Raw genomic sequence first — 24740 nt, 5'->3', positions numbered from 1 at the left:
ACCGCGACCAGAACGCGGCGATCAATATTATGAGATCGGGACTGCAATCTCAGGGGTAACCCAGGATGCCCCCGACGAGAGGAGGGGGAGCAGTCACTGACTGATCTCGCGCAGAATACAGAAATCGGAAAAAGCACGAGGAGGCAGGGCCTTCACCTCAACCTCCCTGATCACGACACGGGGACAGGCATGGATCATGGCAATGAACTTGTCCAGGATCGCCTGATCTCCCGAAGCAGTGATCTCGACCGTGCCGTCGGGTAGGTTTTTCACCGCGCCGCAGACACCGAGACTGAGGGCAATCCTCTTTGTACAGGCCCGGAACCCCACATGCTGGACTTTTCCCGAGACGACCATCTGGATCGTCTTCATGTCCGCTCCTCCTGGAGTATCCGCATCACCACGTCGAGATCGTTGAAGACCTCGTCCCGCAGGTCATCCTGCCTGATGTTTGTGGCGGCGTTGACTGCCATCCCGACGACGTCCCGGCTCTTCTTCTTCTCGCCGGCTTCGTGGAGAGAGAGGGCGATATCGCAGAGGACATGTACCCGCCGGGATAGCGGCCTGATGATACTCGCCTCGTCGATCCCGATGAGAAGAATATGGTCGGCAAGACGCTCTCTGCCGGCGTCGCGGAAGAGGAGGTAGAGTTCGAAGCAGTACCGCGCCCTCTGTGCACGGTCTGAAATCCCTTCGATGAGATACTCCAGGGAAGAGGTGTCTGGGCGTGGAGTGGCAGTATCGATGATCTCCTGTGCGGCGTCCATGAGCCTGTTATATGCCGGGTCGGATATCGGTGTCTCCGGGTTGACCCCGATCTGGACAAAGACGCGGTTCCTGATGATCTCATCATCAATGCTCTTGATTGCGTCAATTGCTCTGGCCCTGAGGCTCTCGTCTTTTCTGGCTGCGGCGAGCATCAGGAACATCTGGCTCACACCCTTCTTCACCATCGCGGCAACGACCGGGATCTGGATCTCTGCGGAGATCCTGTCGGCCTCTCCGAGGAGCATCTCTGCGTCACGTTCCTGTCCGTATTTCTCGGCGATGGGAGCGACCGAGATGAGCATGGAGGCGCAGTCGTAGGGGAAGGGAATAGCCGCAATACCATCATAGATCTTCTCGAGAACTTCTGCCGTCCTTCCTCCCTGGGAGACCATGCCGAAGGCTGCGACAAGGGAGTTCACATAGTCGACCGGGTCGTCGATGGTTGTGATCAGGTCGTTGACGCTGGTGATATTCTCCTCCCGTGGTTCAGTGGCGTGAAGGCTGACAAGTGCAAAGACAAGGTGCTTCCTGACGACGCCACCCATCTCCGGGTCGACGCGGGGGAGGAGGGAGAGGGCCTCACCAAAGCAGGAGTAGGCATCCTCAGTGTTTACCCGTGCCATCAACCCCGCAAGGTCAGAGAGGATCAGGGCTTTTTCATGGGGGATCTCCATCTCTTCAATCCCTTTGTGAATGCTATCGAGGATTGCCGTTGCCCTGTCTGTGTCGTTGATCCTGAGATATCCCTCGGCGAGGGTGCACATCCCCGAGTTGCGTGTGTATAAATTCCCAATCTGGAGAAGGAGAAGGCGGGTGAGTTCCATTACGTCAGGTGAACCCCGCGCATATTCGAGACGGGCGAGCATGAATGCCATCATCTCATAGGGATCGGTGGAGGCAAGGTCATCGAGGTAGTCTTCGAAATCGACGATGACACGTGCGATCATTGCGTCTCTCTCCGCGCCGCTGCTGATCTCAAGGACAAACATTGCAAGGGGGATGGCATAGTAGGGGTTCCGGGCAGCGCCGACGTACTCCTCAATGATGTCGATGCTCCGTGCGATCCTGATGGAATACCGCCTTTCGACCACCGTTTCCCGGAGGATCTCGATCGCACGCCTGAAGACCGAGATCCGGTTCTCTAGGAGGTCGACTTTCTCGGCGGTGAGGGGTTCGGCCATCATCAGGCACCCGACCCTGATGAAACCCTCGGTGATCTGCTCATGGAGTTGCTGGCGAAGGGAGGGGTCTTCGATCTCCCGTGCGACCTGGTAGGCATTTTCCAGGGCATGGGGGGCAACCTTGTCGATGCCGTATTTGACCATGCCGCGGACGATGTTGCCGGCGGTGTAGAGACCATACTCCTTCTCGAGCAGGGGGTCGGTCCAACCACGCATCCGTTTCAGGAGAGTGAGGTCACCCTGGTAGACGGCAAGGTCGGCGGCGCGGTCGATGATGCTGCAGAGCGCCTCAGACCGCATCTTCTGTTCCCTGATCTCACAGGTGAGACCGACGGCCCGCTGGAGATAATCTCTGTTCCTGTGGGATACACCGTAGTCGGCGATATTTGCGACGATCCTCGATACGGCGGTTCCACTTGTCGCGGGGTTGCTGATGTTCCTGGCGATCTCGACGAGGTATGAGGGGTCAAGGGATTCGATGAACTGTCTTTCGATGAGGAGGTCGATAGCCATCTGCAACTGTTCATCGCGCCGCCTGTGAAGGCCGCAGAGGGCGACAAGGGACGGGATGTGCCGGACAATGTCGTTGAAGGGGTTGTTTTTGCAGATGTCAGTGACACTCCGCTGGATCAGGTTCTCCTTCGTCTCCGTGTCCATCCGTGCGAAGACACGGGTTTTGACGTCGTCGACCCTGTCTCGCAGCACTCCTGTGCTCACCAGGAGGACGGTGGTGTCCCAGAACTGGTTCCCCATCTGGGCGATCTCGGTGAAGGAGGTGATCCTCCCGAATATATCGATGGCATGGCCGAACGCACCGCGTTCAAGCATTGTGTGGACAAGGGAGAGGTAGATGGAGAAGGCTTTCGGGCCGGAGATCGCTTCCTCAACGATGGGGACGATCTCCAGGATAAACTTGGCCTCGCCTGTCTTCTCGACGACGGCGATGCTGGCCCGGACGACCTCCCTGATCTGGACCTCTTCGGAGGGGTCAAGGCGCGTGTTGAATTTGAGGCCCGCTTCAAGGTAATACGGGTCGCCGGTCTTCTCCGCTGCCTTCAGGAGTTCGGTGATGATGCCCTGGAGAGTGAATGGGTAGGCTTTTACCAGCGTTTCAAGGGTGGTGACGACCGCTCCTTTGTCGTGGTCCCGTGCGATCATCTCTTCGGCCATGGATGCGGAGACTTCAGCGATCTCTGACTCGGAGAGGTCGTCCAGTTTTTTCAGGACATCCATAACATTTGAGACCTGTGAACTGAGGGGTGACTTCCAGGTCTGGTTGACGATGTAGGCGATGCAGTTCGTCCGCCTGATCTTCTGCTTGATCTCGGCGGCTGACCTGAGCGCCCTGATGGTAAGTTCGAAGTCGCGCGTGGCAACGCCGATCCGCCCGATCGCCTTGGCGACTTCACTCTGGAGGAGAGATCGCTTCGAGATATCTCCTATTCCTTCGATGAGGACTGCAGCCTCGGTGAGAAGTGTGGTGTCCCTGATAGTGACACTCCAGACGATGTGAAGAGGGACGATGTCCATCAGGATGGCCGAACGGTATTTCCTGAAGCTGATCTGGTGATAGACCTCCATGCCTACCTTGATCAACTCGGCGTCGGCACGGTCGACACCAGCCTCGATGAGGTTTTTCGTCACCTCGGCGAGGATGATCGACTGTGAACTCTTCCTGTCGAGCGAGTTTGAGAGGTCGTAGACGGCCTGGAGCCATGCCCTGTCCTTGGTGTCTATGTAGATCCGGGTGGCGTGTAGTATGTGTTCAAAGACATCGTTTTTTGGGAGTGAAAGCGGGATTTTTGCCAGTTCCGGATGGTTTTCACTGAAGGCGGTCTCGAGGATTGTGGCATGGATTTCTTCAAGTAACTCCTTTTTCTCTTTCCTCTTGGGGATCTCGGAGATGTCACTGAGTAAGGTCTCAATCTCTCCCTGGTCCCCCCGCGCGACCACCTGATGTATTCTTTTTAAAATATCTATCTCAGTTGCAGGCACGGCTCATCCTGACTGAATATATTCAGATAATAGTAGATAAACATTCCCTATAGTAACTTTTGAGATTCATTACGCAAAAGAAAATCAAAGATTATTTCGTCTATTGCCCGGGTACTATCACTGGATTTCTATATCACATGGTTAATCGGGGTTCAATAAAAAAATAGATCCCGATTTTTATATTTTTTTAAATATGGGTTATGGCTTGAGATCGGGTGCGGCCGCCCGGACAACAGCCATGATCTCCTTGAAGAAGCGTTCCCCGTTTTCCTTGACCTGTGCTTCAACGACAACCCTCATCATCGGTTCTGTCCCTGACGGGCGAACCAGTGCCCAGGTGCCCGGCCTGTTGATCCTGATCCCATCCCGGCAGTCGATCTTCTCCCCGACATACTGCTCCTTCAGTGCGCTGACGACGGCCTCGGCTTCCCGCGTCTTTACCTTCTCCTTGATGATGTGGTAGGTGGGCAGGGCGTCGAGGAGTGCTGAGAGGGCCTTACCCTCGGCATGGAGGAGGCCAACCATGGTGGCGGCCGTCATACCTCCGTCGCGGCAGAACTGGTGGTCCGGATAGATGAGCCCGCCATTTCCTTCGCCACCGAATGCAACCTCTTTCCCTTCGCTGAGGAGTTTGCGCATGCACCTCGCTACATAGATACTCCCGACCGGGGTGTACTCGACCGTACAACCGTGCATGGCGGCAATGTCCTCGGCGATGAGCGAAGTGGAGACCGGGGTCACGACGAGTCCCTTCTTCTTCCTGCAGGCATAAATACCGACAAGGGCGAACTCCCTGTTCTCCTCCACATATCTCCCTCTGTCGTCGACGAAGACGGCGCGGTCAGCGTCACCATCATGGGCGACGCCGAAGGCTGCGCCGGTTTGAACGACAAGTTCTGCCAGGGGTGCGAGACCCTCCGGGCTTGGTTCGGGGAGTCTGCCCGGGAAGCGGCCGTCTTTCTGGGCGTTGATGGTGTGGACAGTGCAGCCGAGGCGGGAGAGGATCACCGGTGTCGTGTCTGCCGCTGGCCCTGACCCCGGGTCGACGACGACGGTCATGCCGACGCCGATGCCGTGCGGGAAGTGGGAGACGATCGCGTCGATGTACTCTTCCTTGAGGTCAGGGGCGTACTTCTTGCTGCCGACCTCCTCCCAGGAGACCTCGTTGAAGGTATCTGAGAAGAGGATCTCCTCGAGTTTCAGGGTCTCCTCGTCGCCCATCTCGGTGCCGTCAGGTTCGATGACCTTGACGCCGTTGTACTGGGGTGGGTTGTGGGAGGCGGTGATCATCGCTCCGCCATCGAAGTGTTCCCTGACAAGGTACTGGAGCGCCGGCGTCGGGAGGATGCCGCAGTCGACGACCTCGCATCCCGTCGCCATGAGGCCGGCGGAGACGGCTGCGGCGAGGGCTTCGCCCGATGTTCTGGTGTCCCGCCCGACGGCGATCCGTCCCTTTCTCATCGTTCCGAGGGCCTTGCCGATCCTCATCACGAGGTCGGGGGTCATGTCCTTGCCGATGACGCCCCTGACGCCGTTTGTCCCGAAGATCCGTTTTTGTACTCTTTCTGTGCTCATGTGCATCCCTTCATTTTCTATCATGTACGTCGCGTTTGAGGCGGTCGATCGCCTGCGCCATCGCGGTGAAGGCCTCTTGTCTATGCTCGGCAAGGATGGCGAAGTAGGTGATGTCCTCCCCTACGTACAGCCTCCCTTTCCTGTGGTAGAACCTGGCGCCGATGACTCCCGACGTCTCTTCGGCCTCCTCCTGGAGGTCTTTGATGAGGGTGTCGATGTCGGCCGGGAAATCAAGGTACTCTGTACGTTCGTCGCCGGTCAGTTCCCTGACAATGCCGTTGAAGGTAAGGATGGCCCCTGCCCTCTCCATGGGGTACGCCCGGCGCAGTTCCCTGACGATGCCCTGCATGGTCTGAAAATCTTCGAAATCACCGAGGTGATCGATGACTTCCCTGGTGGTCGGGTTCCTCAGGACGACGTTCTCCGATTCCAGATCCCCTATCACTATTCTTGGGAAGGGGATGGTCTTGAAGCCCTCGACGATGCAGTATTCAATGCCCGCGTCGCAGAGTTCGGTGAGCACGGTGGTGAGGGCCGGGCTCTGGCTTGTGGTCACGGCCTTGACATCGTCGATGCCGACGGCGCGGTCGGCGCCCGCCGCCGCATATTTCGTCGTGTCTTTCCCCTCTTCGAGGGCGTATCGATCGTGACCGAGGTGCTTGACGGCGGCGACACTCCCTCTCTCTTTGAGGGCCCTGATCAATCCCTCAATAAATGTCGTCTTGCCGGAGTTCGACCTCCCGACAAACTGGATGATCTTCATTTTTACTCCTCCTCATTTTCCGCCTGTCTTATCCGCTCCTTGAGAAGGTCAGACGAGGCGCGGGATATGTTTTTCATGACCTCAGCGACCCGGTCCTCGATCTCGATCTCGTCGTCGATCTCCAGGGCCGTGCCTTCGATCTCCATGAGGAAGCGGGCCACCTCGCTCGCCTCGAAGAGGACGTCGTCGAGTTCTTCGGGTGTGAAGAACCCGCACATCGCTCCGTAGAAGAAGGTGGCCCCGGCCATCCTCACCTTCTTCTTGAAGGCATTGCGGGCCTGGTTCACTGCCTGTGGGGTGTAGGGCTCGGTCATGAAGGGGACGAGTTCAGGCAGGTGCGCACCGATGAAGGTCATCTCTGCACCGCTTGTGGTCTGGAAGTCCGCGCAGAGGCGGGCGATTGCCCACTCCCGCGCAGTGATGTAGGTGTGTTTGCGCAGGAACTGGTTGACCCGCCGGTAGGTCGAGCCCTCAACCTTCTTGAACTTCCGGTATTTGTTGATCTCATCGGTGCGGTCTGCAGGATCGCTCATTTAATTACGGGATTGGTTTTCCCGGGTATCAAGATTACCGGTCTGTCTCTTGCTACCGGGCCTTCGAGGTCGATTCTTGCATATAGCATCATACGGTTTATGTACCGTACGTGTGGTATGTATGGCATGGTTTTCGGGGGCAGGCCGGCCTCGCGTACGCCCTGTGTGAGTTGTGGTCTTCTTAGACTTCCCTGCCGGTCCGGATCGGTCGTCCCACTTCTGATGGGCCCATGTGTTTCTCATGGATCTGGGGCGATTGATCCTGGTGTGGGTTCCTGAGAGAAATGTCCTTGTGGTGGACCTGCCAGACCATATTTTGAATGCTGGTCCCTGGAGCGAAGGCCGATAGTCACTCAAACCTTAGGAAGATGCAAGTCGGCCTTCTCCTGAATGTGCCCGTGGCACTTTGAACACGTATGGAAATTTATTTTGAACCCGGATCTATTCCCATGATATTGTGCCGGGTCGGGTTTTTGCCCCCGTAGTTCCCATGAAGGTGCGTGGGCCTTCACCCATCCTGACGTGACTGCAGGGTTTCCTTAAATGTTGATAAAATTCTCGCGCTCACTGGTGCTTGTGATCTGCCAGAAATTATTTTTCCACAACCTGTTCTCTGGTCCTGAGCCTGTTCAACTATGGATTCCTGTCTGCCCGTTGCGCGGCCTTCACTTTCTCCCCGCACGGCATCCCTTTATCTGGTGCCCCTCAGATGTTCATACAAGGAGTCCCGGTCCGCCTCTGGGCCTCCTGTTATCCTGAACCTTGTAAATGTGGTGGAGTACAACTCAATCGCACTCTATCGTCCCGCCTGACGGGAATATGGGGGACCGCCCCCTATTCCCCGTGAATGTCCTCTTTTCTGTATGCCTATTCTCTTTTTATTCTCAACATGGTTGTCAAGCACTGGTTCTTTGATGTTTCCCTTTCCCCCTCTTTTGTTCTCCTAAGATGCCCTGGATGAGGTACTGTCTTTCCCGGGTTATTCTCTCTGGGTATCTAAGCAATTTCCTCGTGTTTTCACGGCAATTTGCTGCCTTCTCTATCGGTGGGCGGTATCATTCATCCTGATCTCTTTCAAAATCATCCCTGTGGTGATTTTTATGATCTCTTCTTTTTCTGGTGTCTAACGCGCCTTTTAACGCCGCCCATGCCTTATGTGCCTCTCCCCTCTTGTCGGTCCTGGGGTAATGGATGTTCAGGTGGGCGACAGGTCAGAGGGTCTGTGATAGGGCTCCTATCCCCGGATTCTTATTTCGCATAATGGTGATTATGCGAAAAAGTTATTATATCCGAGATCTGAAAGAATAATCAATGGTAGACGGAGATTTTTCGGAGTGGATTGAAGCCTTCATGGACTACCTCAGGATGCGGAATTACTCGAAAAATACGCTTGATGGATATGCCCGGGTCCTGAAAAAATTCTCCCACTATGTCTGGCTCAGGCGGCAGGACGGCGGGGACGATGCAGATGCCCTCAGGACTGCGTGGCTCTCTTCTGAGGTACCGCATCTTGACACCGGGGTGGAAGTGTCGCGTGCTCTGGTCACCGACTTCCTCTCTTTCCTGACGTCTGTACAGACCTATAAACCAACATCTATCCGCCAGTTCGTCTCTGCTCTCTCCTCATTTTATCTATACCTCTTCACGCAAGGGGCCGTGACCGTCAATCCAATGCCCGGCACCGCAAGGCCCCGCATAAAGGAGCAGGAAATGAAATACCTGAAGCACAACCAGGTGATGCGCCTGCTGAAGTCTATCGAAAAACCGCGGGACCACCTGATTGTCCGCCTGATCTACGCCACCGGTGTCAGGGTCTCCGAACTCTGTGCAATCGATGTCGGTGATATCGACTTCGACGAAGGGACGATCAGGATCCTTGGAAAAGGGGGGAAAATCAGGACTGTGTTCGTCGACGAAGGCACCCTCGCGGAGGTGGAGGACTATATCGGGAATAAGATTGTGGGGCCCCTCTTTGTGGGTCAGAATGACCACCATATCACGTCCCGGACAGTCCAGTATATCTTCGAAAAGTATGCCCCTCCCGGCATCACGCCGCACAAGATCCGGCACTCCTATGCCTCAGAACTCTACCGGCGCTCGAAGAACCTCCGTGTCGTCCAGGAGAACCTCGGCCATGCCTCTATCAAGACAACCGAGATCTACCTGCACACCGACCTCGACGAGAGGCAGGCGGTGTATCGGCAGTACTTCCCGCTCTCGCATGACGAGGGGCGGGATTAATTTCTGTGTGTCCTCGTCTCTGACGGGGGCGCCCTATAACCGGATTATTTCTTTCTATTCTCTTTTGATCTCCTTCTCCTGACTGCGTTACAGTGTCCGGGGATTGGCCCCGACCCACACATAAACCCTATGTTGCTATATGTGCTGACCTCATCGACTGAAAACGATCCCGGTATGTTCGAGCAGTCTGTAGGCGCCGAGCTTGATGACGTCAAGGAGAAGAAAACCGGCAAGGGCGTAGCCCCAGACGATGGCGGCAAGGCCCCACCCCATTGCCGGAAGGAGGATACCATAGACAGTGAGGAGCGTCGCGACTCCTTGCGTGGCGACGACAGCCAGGAAGAGCGGTGCCGCCGGCGGCACCGACCAGAAAGGCCCCTGCGTCCGTGCGGCGAAGACGGCGAGGTGACCCGCGACCGAGAGCTTCAGATAGATAAACGACCTGAGGACATCGGGGTCGAGCATCAGCACCTCCTTTCCGAGATAGAGGAGGCCGAATGACTCGAAGACACCATATATCCCGAGAATCGTTGAGATGCCAAGGAGCAACCTCATGTCCCACCTGACCGGCCTGGCGGGCACGACGACCCGGTCGAAGGCGATCGTCATGATAGCGAAGTCGTTCAGGAGGGCGAGAAGGACGATCATCAGAGCGGTCACCGGATAAAAGTTGAAGGCGATGATCGACGCCGTGATGAAGAAGACAACCCTGATTGTCTCGGCGATCCGGTAGATCGCATAGTTCGACATCCTCTGAAACGTCTTCCTGCTCTCGGTGACAGCATCGATGATGACCGATATCCCCGGCAGCGTCAGGACGATGTCTGCCGCGGACTTCGCCGCGTCGGTGGCGCCGGCGACCGCGATCCCCGCGTCGGCCTTTTTCAGGGCAGGAGCGTCGTTCACCCCGTCTCCTGTCATCCCCACAATGTGCCCGGCCTCCTGGAGTGCGGTGATGATCTCATACTTGTGTTCGGGGTACACCTCGGCGAAACCGTCCGAGTCTTCGATGATCCGGCTGTGTTCCTTTTCCGGGACCTCTGTGAGGGACGATGCCCCGGCGATCCCGGTCCCGAGGTTGAGTTTCGCTGCGATCTCCCGTGCGATGGCAATGTGATCGCCGGTGAGGAGTTTGATCTGAAGGCCCATTGTCCTCGCCTTCCTGATAGTCTCTGCGGAGTCATCCCGCGGCGGATCGTACAGGGCGATCAGGCCGGCATACCGCCACACCCCTGTAGCATCGGCCCGCGCCACGCCGAGGGTCCGGTAGCCCCGCCCGGCAAAGGCGGCGACGCGGCCCTCCACATCGTCGCCACCGCCGCCGGTGAGGGCGAAAATTGCCTGGGGCGCACCCTTTGCCGCCATAAAGCGGATCCCGTTCTCTCTCTCCAGTGTTGCCATCGCGCGCTTGTCAACCGGATTGAAAGGAGTGTATTCCGTCACCCTGATGGCCGCTGTGTCTGTCTCGCTTCCGGGAGTATCTTGAAAACGCGCGATCACCGCATTGTCTATGGGGTCGTTGTCCTCCTGCCGCGAAGTCAGGCGGGCGAGGAGGAGCACCTCATCCCTGGAAAAACCGTCGAAACCCACCACCTCCGCGACCGTCAGTTCGTTCCTGGTGAGGGTGCCGGTCTTGTCGACGCAGAGCACGTCCACGCCGGCCATCTCCTCGATGGAGACAAGCCTGCTCACGATCGCCTCGCGCCGGGCGAGTGCCATGGCCCCGACGGCGAGGGTGGTCGTCAGGACAGCGGGAAGGGCCGCCGGGATCGCCGCCACCGTCAGCACAAGGGCAAACTGGAGAGTCTCGGCAAGACTCTCATGACGAAAGAGGGCGACAAGGATGATCACGGCGGCCAGGGCAAGGGCCAGGGCGATGAGGTAGTCCCCGATCTTGATCACCGCCTTCTGGAAGTGACTTGGAGTCACGGCCTCTCCGACGAAGCCTGTCGTCCGACCGAAGAAACTCTTCGTGCCGGTGGCAAAGACCAGACCTTCGGTCTCCCCCTGCCTGATCACGGTCCCTGCATACGCGATCTCGCCTGCTTTTTTTGTGACCGGCAGCGACTCGCCGGTCAGTGCCGATTCATCGATGACAAGATATCCCTCGCCGGCGATCTTCGCATCTGCCGGGACGATGTCGCCGAGCCTGAGCCGTATCATGTCGCCGGGGACAAGTTCCCTGGCCGGCACGACTTTCCAGTCGCCGTCCCTGAGCACCCGCACCTGCAGGGCGAGTTTCTGCTTGAGAAGTTTGATGGCGTTGTCGGCCTTGTCCTCCTGCCAGAAACCGATCCCCGCATTGACGAGGAGGAGGACCAGGATGATGAAGAGGTCTTCCAGACGGCCCAGCACCGCGGAGAGGACGATGGCGGCCTCGATCATCCAGGGGATCGGACCCCAGAAATAGGCGAGGAAAAGGCGGAGAGGCCCGACCTCACGCTCGGGGATCTCGTTATAGCCGGCGAGGGCGAGGCGCCGCGTTGCCTCCTCCGTCGTGAGACCCTCTGGCCCGGTCGACAGACGTTTCTGGAGGTCCTCCACCGATGCCGATTGTGCCTCATCCCCGGAAATATCGCCGGCCTCCCCCCTGCCCATGCCCTCCCCTCGACAATGTGTTATATATCACCTCTCCTATCTTCGCCTGCCCGGCACTGCGCCGGGCAGGAGATCATCATGGGTCGTATTGCCGTCCTGATCGCGGATATGTTCGAAGACTCCGAGTACACAAAACCTGTGCAGGCATTCGAAGAGGCAGGCCACGAGGTCGTTCGGCTCGGCCTGAAAGCCGGGGCCACAGTCATGGGGAAGAGAGGGGGGACAGAGGTGAGGGTCGACAGGGCGGTCAGAAACGCGACGCCCGACGACTTCGACGCCCTCCTCATACCCGGCGGCTTCTCCCCTGATATCCTGCGGGGCGACGCCCATGCGGTGGAGTTCGTGCGGGCTTTCATGGAGAGCGGAAAACCTGTCTTTGCCATCTGCCACGGGCCGCAACTCCTGATCTCGGCGCGGGTGCTCAAAGGGAGGCGAGTCACCGGGTGGAGGTCGATCGTGCAGGATCTGCGGAATGCGGGGGCCGACTATATCGACGCCGAGGTCGTCGTGGACAGAAACCTCGTCACCAGCAGGCAACCGGCCGACATCCCGGCATTCGTCAGGGAGTCGTTGAAAAAACTGAAGTGATGGTCAGAAGACCTGCCTGACTGCGTCCATCAGCCAGGGGACCGTCCTGAACATCTCGATCTCGTCGCGACTGGCCCAGGTCGATGCCGTATGCCCGGGTGCAAGGCGGACATCCTTCCTCTGCGGGTGAGCCACCCAGATCTGGTGGACCTCTGTCTTTCCCTCCCAGACCGACTCGCAGGACCCGCTGCACCCGCAGAGGTCGAGAGTCAGCCCGGTCTCCTCGAAGACCGTGCGCTCAAGGCACGAGGGAAGAGCCTCTCCCGACCTCACCCAGCCCCCGGGGAGTTCCCAGAGACCTGAATATTTTTTCAACCTTTCTGCACGCCGGAGAAGGAGGACCCTTCCCTCTTCGTCGGTGATGATCGCCCGCACAAAGGTCAGCACCGTGTCTTCCGTCATCATGTCCTCCCCGGCGTGGTATCCACCGGGATCAATAAATACCTGCGGGCGGTCGCCCCCAGAGGTCGCGGCGACGCGCCTCAAGGAGGGCGGGGGTGACGCCCATGAACTCAGCGGCCGATATCCCTCCCGCGTCTTCGACCCACCGCAGGCCCCCCTCCCCCCTGAGAGGATGGTGGTCGATGACGAGTGTGTCGGTCGCCGCCGCAATGCGGGTGGCATGGGCATGGGCGAGGTCGGCCTCTGTCCAGGTGACCCCGGGGAGGTACAGGGGAGGCCCCGAGGTATAGACGACTGACGGCCGCCACCGGAGGGCCGTCGCGACCGCCTCAGAGGAGAGGAGTTGCGTGTCAGAGGCATGGACGAAACAGGCGTCCCCCTCCCTCACCGCGACGATCATCACCCCTCCGCCTCCCCCGCCATGAGGAAAGGGACTGGAACAGGCGACAACGCCATCGTCCTTCCCCCCGGCGGACGGGATGGGACGGTGGAGGGCCTGCACGAGAGCCCTGCGCCGCGCCCGCGACCGCCCTGGGTGTCCCTCCTCCCCCGGCACCCAGACCCGGCACTTCTCCGGCAGGGCGAAGGCCGAGAGGGAGACTTGGTATGGGTCGGCGTCCGCAAGGGGCATGTGGTCGCCGTGGAAGTGGGTGATGACGACGTCGGTCGCCCGCGGCAACCACCAGAGTATCGCCTCCCTCACCCTCTCGGCCGCCTCCACCTCGCGGGGATGGGGTGGAAGACCAGACCTTTTCGGGGCGAGGGCGACGCCCGGGTCGATGAGCACAGTCCTCCCCGCCGCCTCGACGACCGTCGCCATCGACCGTGCCCCGAGGGACTCGGCGCCGAGGATTGTGATCTGCACAGCACCGTCTCTGTCCGTGGGGAGAAGATACCTCCGGCGGGGGGATGGGGAGAAGCCCTGAGGGTAGAGGAAAAGTGCTCTGTAGTATTCCTGTCTGAAGTGCCTGTGTGTCTGTATCTCTTCCGGGGGACTGCCGCCCCCGGATCCCCCGCACTTAGGATAGGGAGGTGTATGGCAATCTTCGAAATAACTCCCTGGAACTACCGGGAAGAAAAGCGGATCCTCACCCCCGTATGAGGTTTTTCTCCGCTCAGCCAAAAAAAAATATTATTCAGATCCCGCGGCAGATCTCCGCAACGCTTGCGACGAGGAGGTCAACCTCCTGCCTGGTGGTGTACAGGGCGAGGCTTGCCCGCACCGTCCCGTCGGGGAGGCCGAGGCGCTCCATCAGGGGCATGCAGCAGTGGTGTCCGGACCGCACCATGATCTCCGTATCCTCGTCGAGGCGCCGGGCGACCTCGTGCGGGTGCAGGCCGTCGATGGTGAAGGAGACCACCCCTATGCGTGCCGCCGGGTCTTCAGCCGCGTAGACGTGCACCCCCTCGATGCCCTTTAACCCGTCGATGAGGCGGGAGGTGAGTTCTTCCTCGTACTGCCTCACTTCCTCCATCCCGATCTTCTCCAGGTAGCCGACCGCCGCCCCGAGGCCGATGCCGCCGGCGATATTCGGCGTCCCGGCCTCGTACTGCTGGTAGCCTGCCGCCGGGGTGAAACCGTCGGTGGTGACGGTCTCGACCATGCCGCCCCCGAGCATTGTTGGTTCAAGGATAGGTTCCTTCATCCAGAGGACACCGGTCCCGGTCGGCCCGAGCATCTTGTGGCCTGAGAAGCAGAAGAAGTCGCAGCCGATGCGGGCGACGTCGACAGGCATGTGCGGGACGCTCTGCGCCCCGTCCACGAGGAGGAGAGAGCCGTGCCCATGGCAGATCCGGGCGATCTCCTCCACAGGCGTGACGGTGCCGAGGACGTTGGAGGCATGGGTGACGGCGACGAGGCGCGTCGGTGCGGCCTCGACCGCCTCCCTGAGTGCGTCGAGGTCGAGGGAGTAGTCTGGTCTGACCGGTATGACGACGACCTCAACACCCTGCATTTTCAGGTGCGTCCAGGGGAGGTAGTTGGAGTGGTGCTCCAGAATAGTCGTGACGACGCGGTCGCCGGGCTTCCAGGGGAGGCCCTGCGCCACCATGTTGATCGCCTCGGTGGTGTTCTTCGTGAAGACTGTGACTCCGTTCCTGCCGCCAATGAAGGCGGCCACTTTCTCGTGGGCGTGCCAGTAGCGCTGCGAGGCGATCTGGGTGAGACGGTGGACGCCCCGGCCAACATTGGCACGGTACCGGTGCTCGAACTCGACCATCGCCCCGACCACCGCCTCGGGCGAGAAACTCGTCGCCGCACTGTCGAGGTACACGATGTCCCCCAGGATGGGGAAGTCGCCGCGGATCCTCGCCACCGGGAATCCCTCCTCCTTGACCGCGGGGGCGGACGCCGTTTCCCTTTGGGTGACTTCAGCAGGTCGCATGACCTTCTCCTCAGATGCACGCACGCTGTAGTCATCGTTGAGGGCGATCCCTCTCTCCCTGCAGACCTCCCGCATCTTCGGCGGCAGGGCGCGCCACCGCCAGAGCCCCCAGCGGCAGTACTCGCCGGGAAGACCCTTTTTTCCGGCCCAGTCTTCGAGGAAGGCGTCCCAGCGCGCCACCATGTCGGGGTGCGTCTCCCTCAGCAACTCGTACTCGCTCTCCAGCATTGCGGGGCAGAGGAAGCACCCGATGCGTTCGAGCCCCATCTCGTAGAGGGGGTTGATCTCCACCTTCTGCCACCAGAGGTAGAGGAAGACCTCGAGCGCCCGCCAGCTCCTGATGGGGGAGACGTTCAACTGGAGGGGGTTTGCCGGGTTCTGGCTCGTCTCTTCGAGGCTCGCCCGGTTCCAGGACTCGTACCACCGGTTGCCCTGCACGGTGACGCAGGGGCCGACCCCGGCGAGGTAGAGTTTGAGGGGCTGGAGTTTCAGGAGTTTGCAGCACCAGCGGTGGTCCTTCCCCGGCGGTCCGGCTTTCTCCACCGCCTGCCAGAAGTCACCGGTCTTCTCTATGATCTCGACGCCAGGGCGAGAGGCGACAAAGTCGATGGTCTCCTGGATCTCGATGCCGGTGTCGATGAAGAATGCCTTCTCTACCCCTGCCTTGCGTGCGAGGTGGAGGACCGCGGTGCTGTCCTTGCCCCCGGAGAAGGAGACGTTCGCCGTCGGCCGGTCGTTCATGTGCCTGCGGATGGTGCGGACGGCCTCCTTCTCAAGGTTCTTGAGGTGGATATGGTTCCGCCTGATGACGAGGCTCCAGTCCGGGTTTGCAGGCCGGCGTGTCTCCACCGTCACGACCTCCTTCACCCTGATCTGCCCCTCCTTCACGGTGCCGGTGCCGTACCTGTTCCTGTACTTCACGATCACCGTCCCTTCAGGGGCCGGGGCGGTGAGGGCGAACTTCTTGCCACCTATCCGCCCCCTGACCTCGCCCGCGGCCGCGGCGCTCTCGAGGTCGACGATCCCTTTGCTTGCATGGCCGAGGACATATGGGAGGGCTTCGGGGGCGATGTCAAAATTGAACCGCCGGTTCACGGGGTCGAAGGTGAGCCACCCGAAACGCCCGCCATGAGCGATGACAAGGTCGGCGCGGTCGACCCCGCCGGTCTTGTTCAGGAGCATGACACGGGGAAGGGGGACGCTGCCGAACTGCTCGTGCACAAGTTTCCTGATGAGGGCCATGTCCCCTTTCAGTGCGGGGCGCACGTCATAGGGCTGGAGGAGAGGGACCTTCTTCCCTTCGGCGCCGCACCCGCATTTCGGCCCGACCAGGGGGACATTGCAGCGCTCGCACCAGAAGAGGACCTTTTTTACCGGGGGTTCGCCCTCCATACGCCCCATATACGCTTTTTTCCTGCTCATGGATGTCCTCAGAGGGGCATTCACAATTGTGAATGATCGCGCCGTACTATCTGCATGCCTCCTATGTATATCCTGTCTTCCGGCCGCGGGCGGTCTTCCGGTGCAGTGCTCCTGGGCCTGCCACCGACATATATCAGTGGAGGAGGAACCTGTAGATCAGATCATGTCCTCCTGCCGGTGCATGCCTGGAGGGGCGACACGGCGATAAAAAGTTCGACTGCCCGGAAAAATCTCCCGTGGGCTGGAAAGGAGTGGTGTATGTTCAGGAAAATATCCTGCGTCCGTTTTGACGGCGAAAGATTCGAGAAGATTGTTCATGAGGTTGTGGAAGAGGTCCCCATGGCCCTCTTCGTCAACGGGAGGCATGCGATGACTGCGATGATGAGTCCTGCCGACCTCGAGGATTTTGTCATCGGCTATCTCTTCACCGAAGAGATCATCAGGGGTCCCGGGGAGATCGAGTCGATCAGGATCGAGAAGAACAGGGTGAGCGTCCTGACGACGAACCCGTTCAAGTCCATCGGCACGAAGAAGACGATCCTTTCTGGTTGCGGGGGGAGCGTCTCGTATATCGACACGGAAAAACTCCCGAAGGTCCACTCCGACCTCACGGTCACGCCTGCCGGGGTCCTCGGCGCCGTGCAGTCAGTCCTCACCTCAGACCTCCACAGGGCGACCGGCGGCGTCCATATCGTCGCCCTCCTTGATCGGGGGGAGGTGATCACGGTTGCGGAGGACATCGGCAGACACAACGCCCTCGACCGGGTGATCGGCTACGGCCTCAGGAAAGGCGTCGACTTCTCCCGCACCTATGTCGTCTCCTCCGGCCGCATCTCCTCAGAGATGGTCCGCAAGTGCCTCGTTGCAAACATCCCCCTCATCGTCTCCCGCGGTGCGACGACCTCTCTTGCCGTGGAGATGGCGGAGAAGACCGGACTCACGGTCGTGGGGTTCGCGCGGGGAGGGAAGTTGAACATCTACAGCCATCCCTGCAGGGTGGAGGGTGCGGGTCAAAAAACAGAATGATATATCTGGAAAGCCAACAGGTACCGACTGTTCACCCCCGTAGTGTAGTGGTCAATCATGCAGGACTTTGGATCCGGCGACCCCGGTTCGAATCCGGGCGGGGGTATCAGAGCATGGCGTTTGATACCTTCGATATTTTTTGAAAGAGCCTGTTTATGAGTCTCTCGCGATACCTTTCTTGGAGAGATCTCTCATCTGATCACTGGTCCCGACATCAAGAGATCTTGTGCGTGGTCTATTGCACGGTCACATAGGACGCGGAGGACTGCGGCTCGGGCACCGGGAGACCGTCTTCGATCAGTCCCCTGACATGCATCTCGATGGGGACCTGCATCTTCTCCTCTGCCTCCTCCCGTGTCTTCCCTGTCGCCACGCACCGGAGGTTGAGAATATGCCGAATAATTCCTTTCTGTCTTTTCGATAACGATGAAATATCGATACATTCCCACCCCCCTTTTGGTCCTGCCTGTTTTAAAATACTATTCAGTGTCCCCGGGGCAAGATTCTCAGAGGGATGACCAGCGACGGTGATCCGCCCCGCCCTCGTCGTTCGTCGCCGGGGAGGACAACCGCTTCTTGGGCTTCATCACCGCCTTCGCCCTCCTCGCCACCGGAAGACCGAGACCACCCTTATTCCCGCGGGTCGTCAGGCGCCTTCCTGAGGGTGAAGCGGACCGCCGCCCCGAGACCGGGGTTTCCAGGCACGCGGTCCTCGGCCCAGACCATGCCGCCGTACTTCTCAACGAGGGATCTGACGATGTAGAGGCCGAGACCCTTCCCGCTCCGCTTGTTAGTCCCCTTCTTGAAGCGGGTGAAGATGACCCCTTTCATCTCGTCAGATATACCCGGACCTGTGTCCTCCACCGAGACACGGACCTTTTCTCCCTCATCCTCGACTCTCACGAAGACCTCACCCTGCCCGTCCATGAACTTGACCGCATTCCCGATCAGGTTGGAGAAGACCTCTGACAGGAGTTCGTCGGCCCAGACCAGCACCTTCTTCCCTTCGTAGTGGATGGCGACGTCGGGGTGGTGATCGATCTCCTTCCTGATCCCGGTGTCCAGGTCCACTCTTTCCAGGGGGAGGTTCTTCTGGTGGATCAACCTGATCGTCGCCACATTCTGGATGATCTCCGAACTCCTCATGATGCTCTGTGCAATCCTGTTGGCCTGGTATTTTTCCTTCTCGGCAAGGCGCATGATCAGCATCTGGGCATAACCGAGGGCGACAGTATTTGCATTGTTGATGTCATGGGACATGATATCGAGGTAGAGGTTTGCTTCCTCGTTCGCTTTCGTGAGGGCGGCGGTGCGGTGGTCGATGATCTCCTCGAGGTTTTCATTGGTCTTTTTCAGTGCGTCTTCCGACTCCTCCGCCCTTTTGATGTTCTCCTTGAGCGATACGACCATTGCGTTGATGCTGTCTTCGAGACGACGGAATTCGATACCACTCGTGTGCCTGATCTGGTGGTCGAGGTCTCCCCGTGCGATGCGGTCGATGTCCTCCACCACCTCGGAGACCGGTCTTGAAATATAACTGACGACACCGTAGGAGACCAGGACGCTACCAAGGATTGCAAGGAGGGCGATCGTCAGGTGCGAGAAAAAGAGGCCGACAAGTTTCTTCTCCATCGGAGAAGTCGTGTAGGTGAGTTCGACCACCATGCTCATGTCAGAGGCATAGTCGGGATCGCGCAGGTCGATGTAAAGGTAGTGGTATTCTTTCTTCTGCTCCGGGTCAGGATAGACGGTGCTCTCTCTCCCGTCAAGGGCCTTCTTGACCCGTGTCTTCTGGACCGGGTCCATCACGTAACTCTTGTTCCCGACGACCTTCCCCATCGTGTCGAAGATCCTGATGCTCTCGAGGTCGGGGTTGAGATTCTTGAGGGACTCGGCGGTCTGGACATAGGATAACCCGAGTTTCCGGTCTTTTAACTGCTCGGAGACCAGACCCAGTTCGAAGAGATAGCGGTGGTCGGGGGAGGGCATGTAGGCGTATTTCCGGATCGCACCTGTCGACTGCTCCCGCACCACCCGGTCGGTTGAGATCGTGTGTCCCTTGCGGAGTCCCGTGATGTATTCATAGAAGTACGGAACCTTCTTGAAGTCGAGGCCGACTTCGGGTGCGTAGGTGCTGTATTCGATGACACCCGCGCTATTGATTACGTAGAGGTCCATCGTCCCGTCGAGTCCCTCCTTCAGCGCGGCAAGGTCCATCTGTCCGGGATCTCTCCCTGCGCGTTCGTACTCGTCGACAAAGCCCTTGAAACCCTCTTTCATCTCCAAGTTCAGGGTATCGTCGTACATCTTGAGTCCCTGGTCGACGAGGGTTATCCACTGTGTGACACTGATCGCAGTCTCGTCCTTGAGGATCTGGTTTTTGTCGATGAGTTCATTCTGGACTTCGATATACGAAATCGACGATAGAAGGGCAATGACGAAGACAATGATAAATAGGACGCAGATCAGGAGGTTTTTATTGAATGAACTATTTTTTCCCGGTAATATCCCTGATACGTCCATTTATCTCATCACTGAACAATGTTGAAAAATAGTGCCATGATATAATATATTCCTTTTTAAATTGTTTTCATATCTGCCCATCTGTCAATATATATCATTCTCATCATACTGATCGTTATTCTCAGTTTTTGTGTCACTCAAATAGGATATGCTGATAATTATGGTCTTTACGGTGTAAATTTTGACTATAGTCAATTTTTATGATAAAAAAAGAAAAAATGGTGTTTAGATCATGTCGAAGAGCATGACAACATCGTCGTAGTCGATCTTGCCATTGTTGTTGTAGTCAAAGAGTGAGACCAGGTTATTCTCTTCAATCCACTGCATGTTGGTGTTGAGTGCGATGACGTCGTCATACTCTATCTCTCCGTTCCCGTTGATGTCCTCGTACTTCCCGTCGTTATTGGGGTCTGTCGGCGGTGTCTCGTAGCCCGGGAATGCTGGTGGCGGTGCTACTGGTGTCACGTTGATCGAAGCGGCCACCATGTCGGGCATGATCGGGCCTCCTCCGTCGGCCGTCATCCTGACGACCTCAACGCTGAGGTTGGTCTGACCTTCCATGGCACCGAGGACTGTTATGTTTGCGAGGCTGACATTCGTGGCCCCGGCCACGATGGTGTCCATCATGTCACCCGCCTTTATCTCCACGGTCGTGTCGGGCAGGGCCGAGGTGTTGGTCGGCACAGCCCAGTCCGGGTAGGAGACATTGACGATCTCGGCGACACCCTCAGCACCGGAATCGATGTTCAGGGTGTACCCTGCAAGGCCGTCAGGAGCCGTGTTGAGGATCAGGGAGTATTCCGTGGTGCTCCCCGCTTTGACAGAGGCGTTCTGGGGCTCGAAGAAGAGGACGGGGACGACGACCGGCGGTGCTTCGCTGACATTGATGTAGTCAAGGATTTCAAGACTGCTGCTGGTACCTGCGTCGTCGGCAACGGTCAGGTTGACATTGAATGTCCCGCTGGTGTTATAGGTGTGAACCGGGTTCTGTTCGGTCGAGAAGTCCGCGTCACCGAAGTCCCAGTACCAACTGGTCACGTTCCCGGAGGAGAGGTCGGTGAACTGGACGGTCAGAGGTGCTTCACCGGTCGTCACGTCGGCAGTGAAATTGGCTTCCAGTTCTGCAGGTGCAGGTTTTTCTGGCGGGATGAGAACGGCGTCGATAACATGGACGATGCCATTCGTGCATTCAATATCCGCAGCTGTCACCATTGCGTCGTTGATCATGACGGTCCCGTTCGCCTCGTCCACGGTGATGGTGACGTTCTCGCCAAGCAAAGTCTGGAGTTCGGTCATCGCAGCAATATCTGCCGCGGTGTACTTTTCTCCGGCCACGTGGTAGAGGAGGACGTTCTTGAGTTCTTCAGTGTCGTTGACGAGACTGTCGAGCACGCCTGCGGGCAGGTTTGCAAATGCATCGTCTGTCGGTGCGAAGACAGTGTAGTTGCCGGGTTCATTGAGCGTGGTGTTCAGGTCCGTGAGGTCGAGGGCGGTAACGAGGGTCGTGAAGTTCCCGTCGGCGACCGCCGTCTCGTAGATGGTCATGTTCTCCTGATCCTTTACAAATCCCGGCCCATTGTCCGGGGCCCCCTGCACCGGAAAGATGCAGATGAGCAGTATGATGCCGATAAAAGGCATCCAGCGTATTGATTTCATGTGTCTTCACTCCCTTTTCTTGAGCCAGAATATCCCGGCGAGTGCTGCCAGGAGGAGCACCGGGCTGAGTGGTGCAGGCTTTGGTGTTGTTTCCTCCGGATTTTCGGCCGCAGCGACGGCACCGACCGGGGCGGTAGTCGAGGCCTGCACAGGTGTTTCTGGTGTTTCCGGTGTTCCCGGCGAGGCTGTCGTCGATACCGGCGTCTCCGGGGATGTGACTGCCTCAGTCTGGAAGGTGGTCACGCTGCCTCCCCCTGATGAAGATGAGGATCCGCTGCCGGTCGTCGTCCCGACCGGGATCTCTACCCTGAGGTCTTCAACCTCGTAGTCCTCGCCCCTGTCGTTCTGCACCTCTCCGGGCCGGACCATGAGACCTGTCAGGCCGTCCTTATCTCCCCTAATGGTGATAGTCCCGAGGAGAACGGTGCCGTTTCCTGTCTCAGCCTTTTTGGTGAGGTCAACCGCCTGCATCCATGTTGTGTCTGCTGGCGTCACCCCTGCCGTGTGGAGGCCGGCCCACCCGGGAAAGGCAAGGCCGGTGATCTCCGCAACGTCAGGGTCGGTGAGAGCAAGGGTGATGTTGTATCCTGAGACCCCCGCATCGACCCCTGTGAGGGTGATCGGGATCTCTACGGTCTTTCCAACGTCTATGGCCGCATTTTCGCTCACATCGAATGTGGGCACGGCCAGAACAACGGCAACAAGGCCGGCAAGGATTATTGCTGAGATGCTTATCTGTCGTATCATTCTCTCACCATTCCGGAGAGGGTGATCACCGCGTTGCTGCCCCTTCCTTCCGGGTTCTGCGGTGCATTTCGCTTGCATCTGCCGTTCACGGAGAACGGCCGTACCTGCAAGACCGGGAGGCGACGTCCCCGATCCCTGCTGGACCGACGGTTGCCCGGCAATAATGTGTACAAATTGATGTCTGTATATGTACGAATGTAATCTCTCTGTAGTACGCTCAGATCATGTTTTTATCTGGGCTCCACGTCCGGTGAGATCTATAATTGGCAGAATATTATATATAATTTATCTAATTCTGACAATGATAATGATAGTACTACCATGAGTTTTTGTTATGTGCGGCACGAATAGGCGGTGTCTTTACAACCGGAGAAAAAAAGAGATGATAAAATTTTCACCAATTCTCGGGGGACCGGTTCAGATAAAGCGCGGCCTGACCGAGAGTTTTTTTGCGGTGTACATGGGGCGGAAGGGTTTGCCGGCACACTCTTCTTTCACGGCGGCGATCAGGGTGTCGGAGGTCATCTCCTCCTTGTGTGGTTTCTTCGGCTCGGAGAGGTTCCTGATAGTCACCGTGAGTTTTCCTTCGTCCATCTCGCGGTCGCCGATGACGGCCACGTAGGGCACCCACTCGGTCCCGGCCTCGCGGATCTTCTTGTTCACCGACTCGTCGCGGTCGTCGATGTCGGCCCTGACGCCGGTGACGTTGAACTTTTCACAGAGGTCGGCGGCATAGGCTGCATGCCTCTCCGCGACCGGGATGAACCTGACCTGCGTCGGGGAGAGCCAGGTGGGCAGGTGCGGCACTGACTGGTAGGCGGTGTTTTCGAGCATGGCGCAGATGACGCGCTCGATCGAACCTGTCGGGGAGCAGTGGAGGATCGGCGGGTGAACCTCCTCGCCCTCGACATTGCGGTAACTGATATTGAACCTGGTGGAACTTTCCACGTCGATCTGGACGGTCGGGTTCTCGATCGGCCTGCCCTGACTGTCGATGGCTGCGAGGTCGATCTTCGCGATCCAGTAGTGGACGCGCTCGGAGAGGACCTCGACGAAGATAGGTACACCCGATTCCTTCACGATCTTCTTGACCCAGTCCTCGTGCTCGTCGTAGAAGTCCTTTGTGCACCTGAACGCACCGACAAGCGGGGTACCCAAGTCTGAAGCGGTCTGCCAGCCGATGCGGAGCTGCTCCTCGAAGCAGGAGAGTGCATTCTCCATGTCGCGGCAGAGGGTGTGCATGTCAGGCATCGTGAAGGCCCGGAGCCTCTTCAGTCCGAGGACCTCGCCAGACTGCTCGTGCCTGAACGAGTAGGTGGAGAGTTCGTACATCTTCATCGGCAGGGTGTTCGGTGAGATGTGCATGTCGCGCATGAACGAGAACATGCCGAAGCACGCTGCAAAGCGGAGCATCATGTTCCTGTTCCCGCTCTTGAAGCGGTACTGTCTCTCGCCGAACTTCGCTGCGTGTTCGGAGATCGCGGGGTCCCCGAGGTCGTACATCACAGGGGTCTCGACCGGCATACCGCCATAGTTGAGGACAAGGCCGAGGACATAGTCCTCAAGGAGGTCGCGGACAAGCCTGCCGCGGGGCATCCAGCGGAGGTGACCGACGTCAGAGGCCGGTTCGTAGTCGACGAGTTCCTTGGAACGCATCAGTTCGACGTGGATGGGTTCGCCGCCGGCGGACGTCGGCTTTCCGAGTTCCTTTTTGACGAGGCACCCGAAGGCAGAGTCATCGCAACACGCCTCGGCGTCAAGCCTCTTGCCCTCGGGAGTGAGGACGAAGAACGTGTGGGTGACTTCCTTCTTTGCCGGCTTTGCACCTTCTTCCCCTTCACCCGGCAGGATGGTCCTGGAGAGTTCGGAGAGGGGGTGGCCCTTGCACGAGAGGTTGAAGGCCTTATACCAGCCGAAGGGAGCACGCTTCACGGTCAGGTCGCCTGAGGCCTTGAGTTCCTCTTCAATGGCCTTGAGCGCCTTCTTGGCAGCCTCAGGTGCCGCAAGGTCTGAGCTCAGGTGGGCGTACGGGTAGATGAGCACCCGGTCGGTCTGGAGCTGGCCTGCGGTCTTCCTGATCTCGGTGACCGCCTGAGTGACGACGTCATCGATATCTTCTTCGTCGGCCGATTCAATGGCACAGAAGGCGACGAGCGCCTCGTCGAGGGCGTCGGAGAGGACTACCTCCTCCTCGGCGACCGGCGTCTTTTTTTGCGCCTTATAATCAATATGGTCTGAGTGAATTAAGAGAAGCCGCATGGTAAACTCCTTTTTTTTCGATTGCTTTTCCGTTTCTTCCTTAGATTTTTTTTCTTTAGATGGTACGCAGTCCTACTAT

General features: G+C 58.3%; 17 protein-coding genes, 1 tRNA gene and 1 pseudogene. 4 read left to right on the top strand and 15 right to left on the bottom strand.

Going from position 1 to position 24740, the window contains the following annotated elements; translation table 11 throughout:
* Positions 1-93: 93 nt before the first annotated feature.
* The 5 genes from Q0520_RS06540 to Q0520_RS06520 all read right to left on the bottom strand — a co-directional run bounded on the left by Q0520_RS06540 (position 94) and on the right by Q0520_RS06520 (position 6815).
* Positions 94-372: an acylphosphatase gene (locus tag Q0520_RS06540; protein ID WP_298667826.1), complete on the bottom strand. Its 279-nt coding sequence runs from the start codon at positions 370-372 to the stop codon at positions 94-96.
* Complete coding sequence (locus tag Q0520_RS06535) at positions 369-3944, bottom strand: hypothetical protein (protein ID WP_298667824.1); 3576 nt, start codon at positions 3942-3944, stop codon at positions 369-371. The genes Q0520_RS06540 and Q0520_RS06535 overlap by 4 nt, the downstream gene beginning before the upstream one ends.
* 198 nt (positions 3945-4142) lie before the next feature.
* Positions 4143-5519, bottom strand: coding sequence for a phosphoglucosamine mutase (glmM, locus tag Q0520_RS06530; RefSeq protein ID WP_298667821.1), 1377 nt, complete (start codon positions 5517-5519; stop codon positions 4143-4145).
* 10 nt (positions 5520-5529) lie between these two features.
* Positions 5530-6282 (bottom strand): molybdopterin-guanine dinucleotide biosynthesis protein B, encoded by a 753-nt coding sequence (gene mobB, locus Q0520_RS06525; RefSeq protein ID WP_298667818.1) that lies wholly within the window; start codon positions 6280-6282, stop codon positions 5530-5532.
* Positions 6283-6284: 2 nt separating this feature from the next.
* Positions 6285-6815 carry a DUF5806 family protein gene (locus tag Q0520_RS06520; RefSeq protein WP_298667815.1) on the bottom strand — a complete coding sequence of 177 codons (531 nt, stop codon included), beginning with the start codon at positions 6813-6815 and terminating at the stop codon, positions 6285-6287.
* A 1311-nt stretch (positions 6816-8126) separates the two neighbouring features.
* Here Q0520_RS06520 and xerA point away from each other — a divergent pair.
* Positions 8127-9056, top strand: a complete 930-nt coding sequence (xerA, locus tag Q0520_RS06515; protein WP_298667812.1) for a site-specific tyrosine recombinase/integron integrase — start codon at positions 8127-8129, stop codon at positions 9054-9056.
* A 150-nt stretch (positions 9057-9206) separates the two neighbouring features.
* On the opposite strand, the gene Q0520_RS06510 is transcribed toward xerA, so the two are convergent.
* A complete protein-coding gene (locus Q0520_RS06510; protein ID WP_298667808.1) occupies positions 9207-11654 on the bottom strand; it encodes a plasma-membrane proton-efflux P-type ATPase in 2448 nt (815 codons plus the stop codon).
* Positions 11655-11732: 78 nt separating this feature from the next.
* Between Q0520_RS06510 and Q0520_RS06505 the strand changes: the two genes are divergently transcribed.
* Positions 11733-12242 (top strand): type 1 glutamine amidotransferase domain-containing protein, encoded by a 510-nt coding sequence (locus tag Q0520_RS06505; protein ID WP_298667806.1) that lies wholly within the window; start codon positions 11733-11735, stop codon positions 12240-12242.
* 3 nt (positions 12243-12245) lie between these two features.
* Here Q0520_RS06505 and Q0520_RS06500 read toward each other — a convergent pair whose 3' ends face one another.
* From Q0520_RS06500 to Q0520_RS06490, 3 genes are all read right to left on the bottom strand, one after another.
* Complete coding sequence (locus Q0520_RS06500; protein WP_298667803.1) at positions 12246-12647, bottom strand: NUDIX hydrolase; 402 nt, start codon at positions 12645-12647, stop codon at positions 12246-12248.
* 28 nt (positions 12648-12675) lie between these two features.
* A complete protein-coding gene (locus tag Q0520_RS06495; protein WP_298667800.1) occupies positions 12676-13509 on the bottom strand; it encodes a hypothetical protein in 834 nt (277 codons plus the stop codon).
* 271 nt (positions 13510-13780) lie between these two features.
* A complete protein-coding gene (locus Q0520_RS06490; RefSeq protein ID WP_298667797.1) occupies positions 13781-16450 on the bottom strand; it encodes an aminotransferase class V-fold PLP-dependent enzyme in 2670 nt (889 codons plus the stop codon).
* 258 nt (positions 16451-16708) lie between these two features.
* Here Q0520_RS06490 and fdhD point away from each other — a divergent pair, with 258 nt between their 5' ends.
* Together fdhD and Q0520_RS06480 are read left to right on the top strand one after the other, a co-directional pair.
* On the top strand, positions 16709-17476 hold the full coding sequence (fdhD, locus tag Q0520_RS06485; RefSeq protein ID WP_298667793.1) for a formate dehydrogenase accessory sulfurtransferase FdhD: 768 nt from the start codon (positions 16709-16711) through the stop codon (positions 17474-17476).
* Positions 17477-17509: 33 nt separating this feature from the next.
* Positions 17510-17582: transfer RNA gene (locus Q0520_RS06480), tRNA-Gln, on the top strand.
* 129 nt (positions 17583-17711) lie between these two features.
* Here the strand turns inward: Q0520_RS06480 and Q0520_RS06475 are convergent.
* From Q0520_RS06475 to Q0520_RS06450, 6 genes and pseudogenes are all read right to left on the bottom strand, one after another.
* Positions 17712-17849, bottom strand: coding sequence for a type II toxin-antitoxin system HicB family antitoxin (locus Q0520_RS06475; RefSeq protein ID WP_342765244.1), 138 nt, complete (start codon positions 17847-17849; stop codon positions 17712-17714).
* Between the two features lie 99 nt (positions 17850-17948).
* Positions 17949-18011, bottom strand: a pseudogene (locus Q0520_RS06470) (addiction module toxin, HicA family); the annotation flags it as partial.
* A 95-nt stretch (positions 18012-18106) separates the two neighbouring features.
* Positions 18107-19999 (bottom strand): HAMP domain-containing sensor histidine kinase, encoded by a 1893-nt coding sequence (locus Q0520_RS06465; RefSeq protein ID WP_298667790.1) that lies wholly within the window; start codon positions 19997-19999, stop codon positions 18107-18109.
* Positions 20000-20224: 225 nt separating this feature from the next.
* Positions 20225-21655, bottom strand: a complete 1431-nt coding sequence (locus Q0520_RS06460) for a fasciclin domain-containing protein (protein ID WP_298667788.1) — start codon at positions 21653-21655, stop codon at positions 20225-20227.
* A 6-nt stretch (positions 21656-21661) separates the two neighbouring features.
* Positions 21662-22402 (bottom strand): hypothetical protein, encoded by a 741-nt coding sequence (locus tag Q0520_RS06455; protein ID WP_298667785.1) that lies wholly within the window; start codon positions 22400-22402, stop codon positions 21662-21664.
* A gap of 417 nt (positions 22403-22819) precedes the next feature.
* Positions 22820-24661 (bottom strand): threonine--tRNA ligase, encoded by a 1842-nt coding sequence (locus Q0520_RS06450; protein WP_298667784.1) that lies wholly within the window; start codon positions 24659-24661, stop codon positions 22820-22822.
* Positions 24662-24740: the final 79 nt, after the last annotated feature.

It is taken from the genome of uncultured Methanofollis sp. (assembly GCF_937919355.1).
In the GTDB taxonomy this organism is placed as follows: Archaea; Halobacteriota; Methanomicrobia; order Methanomicrobiales; family Methanofollaceae; genus Methanofollis.
This window is presented reverse-complemented; position numbering and strand designations above follow the sequence as displayed.

Excerpts from the sequence above, each read along its gene's own strand:
- glmM (WP_298667821.1), bottom strand. The coding sequence starts at position 5,519 with ATGAGCACAGAAAGAGTACAAAAACGGATCTTCGGGACAAACGGCGTC.
- Q0520_RS06465 (WP_298667790.1), bottom strand. The coding sequence starts at position 19,999 with ATGGACGTATCAGGGATATTACCGGGAAAAAATAGTTCATTCAATAAA.
- mobB (WP_298667818.1), bottom strand. The coding sequence starts at position 6,282 with ATGAAGATCATCCAGTTTGTCGGGAGGTCGAACTCCGGCAAGACGACA.
- Q0520_RS06520 (WP_298667815.1), bottom strand. The coding sequence starts at position 6,815 with ATGAGCGATCCTGCAGACCGCACCGATGAGATCAACAAATACCGGAAG.
- Q0520_RS06540 (WP_298667826.1), bottom strand. The coding sequence starts at position 372 with ATGAAGACGATCCAGATGGTCGTCTCGGGAAAAGTCCAGCATGTGGGG.
- Q0520_RS06455 (WP_298667785.1), bottom strand. The coding sequence starts at position 22,402 with ATGATACGACAGATAAGCATCTCAGCAATAATCCTTGCCGGCCTTGTT.
- xerA (WP_298667812.1), top strand. The coding sequence starts at position 8,127 with ATGGTAGACGGAGATTTTTCGGAGTGGATTGAAGCCTTCATGGACTAC.
- Q0520_RS06490 (WP_298667797.1), bottom strand. The coding sequence starts at position 16,450 with ATGAGCAGGAAAAAAGCGTATATGGGGCGTATGGAGGGCGAACCCCCG.
- Q0520_RS06460 (WP_298667788.1), bottom strand. The coding sequence starts at position 21,655 with ATGAAATCAATACGCTGGATGCCTTTTATCGGCATCATACTGCTCATC.
- Q0520_RS06505 (WP_298667806.1), top strand. The coding sequence starts at position 11,733 with ATGGGTCGTATTGCCGTCCTGATCGCGGATATGTTCGAAGACTCCGAG.
- Q0520_RS06500 (WP_298667803.1), bottom strand. The coding sequence starts at position 12,647 with ATGATGACGGAAGACACGGTGCTGACCTTTGTGCGGGCGATCATCACC.
- Q0520_RS06450 (WP_298667784.1), bottom strand. The coding sequence starts at position 24,661 with ATGCGGCTTCTCTTAATTCACTCAGACCATATTGATTATAAGGCGCAA.
- fdhD (WP_298667793.1), top strand. The coding sequence starts at position 16,709 with ATGTTCAGGAAAATATCCTGCGTCCGTTTTGACGGCGAAAGATTCGAG.
- Q0520_RS06510 (WP_298667808.1), bottom strand. The coding sequence starts at position 11,654 with ATGGGCAGGGGGGAGGCCGGCGATATTTCCGGGGATGAGGCACAATCG.